The organism is Pseudomonas sp. LAM2023 (assembly GCF_016620375.1).
GTDB lineage: Bacteria > Pseudomonadota > Gammaproteobacteria > Pseudomonadales > Pseudomonadaceae > Aquipseudomonas > Aquipseudomonas anuradhapurensis.
The window spans coordinates 1-1,442 of record NZ_JAENHV010000030.1; the positions used below are offsets into that span (position 1 = coordinate 1).

Here is a 1,442-nt window from a genome sequence, read left to right on the forward strand (position 1 = left end):
ACTGACTTCCCACTCTGGGATATCCGTATAAGACTCAAGGATACTATCGATATCCCATACCACAAAATCTTCAGACATCACGCCCTCCTATGAACCTTTGACTTCCCTGACACCGGAATTATCTCTCGAGTTTCACGGTCTCTGATATAACCACCGCCTGCTGCCAAAATCCTAGCTTCCTTAGCTTGCTGCTCAGTCTTATCTGCGGTCATGCTAGTAACTTCAATGTTGTTGCTGTGCCATTCTCAATAACAGCCGTATCCACTCTTCGACGCTCGCCAGTCAGTGGATCTTTTACAGATTGACCAGTTGCATCTCTCAAATAGCATTCGGTACCAGGCAATGGCGTCGATTGGCTGCGGCTTGATCTCGGTGTGCCACAGCGGGTCCTGATCAAAATCGTATTCCCGATCGCTCCAGTCCGGCTGGCGCAGCAGGCGGATCGGGCTGTTTCGTTGTGCCTGGACCACCGGCACAAAGCTGCCCGGCTCATACAGGTAATGCACGGTGCGCCCGGTCTCGCCCTCACCCTGCGGCGGTGAGCTTTCCCAAGCCAGGTTATCGCCATCCCAGCCATACAAGGTGTAACCACAACCCAGTTCGCGCTGGCGCTTGGCCCGCTGCATCTGGTTCCAGCCGCTGCCCGCTCGCGGGTCATCTTGGTGGTGCGCGCTGGAGTGTTTGTGCAGACGGCGGCCCAAGGCGTCGTAGCTGTACACCACGCTGAGCTTGTCATCGTCGAAGCGCACCAAACGGTCGAACAGGTCCCAGCTGAGGCGCGCTTTTTCTCCGTTGTGCAGGCGATGGATCAGGTTGCCGCGTTCGTCGTACTGGTAGTGGGTCCCGGCATATTCACGCAGCAGGTTGTCCATCAGCTTGTTGCGCCGCGGGTCGCTTTCCAGCGGGCGATTCAGCTCTTGGGCCTTGTAGTCCAGCAGGTTGCCGGCCGGGTCGAAGGCAAAGGTCTCGACACCCAGGCGACTGTTGGCTTGCAGCAAGCGGCCAACCGGGCCGAACCGATCAGCCAAGTGACCAAGACGGGTGTCGTACCTAGCTGCGCGCCACTCTCAATCATTACACTTTTCTTATCTCAGCTAATCCTTTTTCTAGCAAACTTAGATTGGTAGGATCATTAATAATTTTTTTCGACCTAGCCCATCTATGCACTGCACTCTTAGGCCCTTCGACAAGCTTATTTCCTTCTTCGGTAAGCTCACTTTTCATTATGACGCGCTTCACCACATGCCCATTTCCGTCAGTAACACGACACTTTAAAAGCTCATTACTCTCAAGGAAGACAAATAGGTTTTCCATTGCAATTTGAATACTCTCCTGCCAATCCGGAGCACTTTCATACGAAGCCACTAATACATCAATATCCCAAACCGGATAATCATTAATCATTACAGCCTCCTTTCTACTTTAGACAACCCAGCAACCGG

General features: G+C 53.1%; 1 protein-coding gene and 1 pseudogene. Both read right to left on the reverse strand.

All coding sequences use genetic code 11. From position 1 onward, the window contains the following. Positions 1-329: 329 nt before the first annotated feature. Positions 330-1,049: pseudogene (locus JKP78_RS19800) on the reverse strand (RHS repeat-associated core domain-containing protein); the annotation flags it as partial. A 25-nt stretch (positions 1,050-1,074) separates the two neighbouring features. Further along, the gene (locus tag JKP78_RS19805; RefSeq protein ID WP_200627336.1) at positions 1,075-1,404 is read right to left on the reverse strand and encodes a hypothetical protein; all 330 of its coding nucleotides are present in this window, start codon (positions 1,402-1,404) and stop codon (positions 1,075-1,077) included. Positions 1,405-1,442 lie beyond the last annotated feature (38 nt).

Bases quoted from the DNA above. Each gene is read 5' to 3' on its own strand.
- JKP78_RS19805 (WP_200627336.1), bottom strand. From the start codon at position 1,404: ATGATTAATGATTATCCGGTTTGGGATATTGATGTATTAGTGGCTTCG.